Origin of the sequence: Lysobacter daejeonensis GH1-9 (assembly GCF_000768355.1) — a bacterium.
Classification (GTDB): Bacteria; Pseudomonadota; Gammaproteobacteria; order Xanthomonadales; family Xanthomonadaceae; genus Aerolutibacter; species Aerolutibacter daejeonensis.
In genome coordinates this window covers 1-990 of the sequence record NZ_AVPU01000077.1, presented here as the reverse complement: position 1 = coordinate 990, position 990 = coordinate 1, and the positions used below count along the sequence as shown (strand labels likewise).

The 990-nt window shown below is 57.5% G+C and carries 2 protein-coding genes; both read right to left on the bottom strand.

The annotated features are described in order from the left end of the window. Positions 1 to 112 precede the first annotated feature (112 nt). A complete protein-coding gene (locus N800_RS15035; protein ID WP_036140548.1) occupies positions 113 to 604 on the bottom strand; it encodes a hypothetical protein in 492 nt (163 codons plus the stop codon). Between the two features lie 17 nt (positions 605 to 621). Next, complete coding sequence (locus N800_RS16575) at positions 622 to 957, bottom strand: DUF1871 family protein (RefSeq protein ID WP_084087765.1); 336 nt, start codon at positions 955 to 957, stop codon at positions 622 to 624. Between the last annotated feature and the right edge of the window lie 33 nt (positions 958 to 990).

The window sequence follows — 990 nt, the reverse complement described above, 5'->3', positions numbered from 1 at the left end:
CGTCCGTGATTTCGGGGTAGAACCCATGCTTCTTGGGCTATTGAGAAGTTTCATGGGCGCCTAACGCCTGAATTAAGCCGAGCCGCGAAGCGGCTTCGGCTTGAATGAATTGTTAGACCTTATCCAGGGGAAAGGTGTCTAGCTGTACATCAGATGCTTCAATTATCCAGCGTGCTTCCATGCCGGGCGGGCCTGCCCATTCGATCTCGTGGATCACGTTGCCCTTATCGCTGAGTCGGATCTCGCTGTATCGCCAGTCAAAGTGACCTGCCGCCGAGTGGGGGTTGCTCATGGCGTAGGAGAAGACCTGCGGGTAGAACAGCTCTATGAATCGATCGTGGTAAGCGCCTAGCAGGCGAACCCGAAGGCTCAATGACCGAATCTCGTGACGCTCGCCCTCCGAGGGCTCCTCGAATTTAGCCCACTCAAGCCAGCCGTCGTGAGGGCATCGAGGATCGGATGCGTTAAGTAGCAAGCCGGATGACGCAAGGTTGTACGCGGCTGTGGGAAATCTTGAACGGTTCTGCGCCAAGTACTCCGCGTACCGCCGGAAGGGCACGTTTGGGTCGCCGTCTGTGTCCAACTGCTCAGAGAGCACGTACATAAGGTCTAACGCCTGAATTAAGCCGAGCCGCGAAGCGGCTTCGGCTTGAATGAATTATTAGGCCCCGACACCAGGCCTGCCCGAGAAAGACCTAAGAACAACTGCGCCCCCACCTCCGCGCACGCGGCCGGGGTAAACAACGACGAGTCGAAAGCCTCAGCAAACACGTCCGAGACAGTTTGGGCTGCGTCAGTAGCGTCGTGAATGTGCGGGACTCGAGCCGCAAGGGTAGCAATCTCTGCCTCGAACTCAGACGCTGGCGCACCGTCTGAAAGGAGTGCGTAAGGATCCCAGGAGCGAACAGCCTCCCCAACTACTCCTAGTGCTAGCTCGTAATCCTTCCGTGTTCGCATAGGGGCCTAACGCATGAATTAAGCCGAGCCGCG

Coding starts and splice junctions, on each gene's coding strand:
- N800_RS15035 (WP_036140548.1), bottom strand. CDS start 604: ATGTACGTGCTCTCTGAGCAGTTGGACACAGACGGCGACCCAAACGTG.
- N800_RS16575 (WP_084087765.1), bottom strand. CDS start 957: ATGCGAACACGGAAGGATTACGAGCTAGCACTAGGAGTAGTTGGGGAG.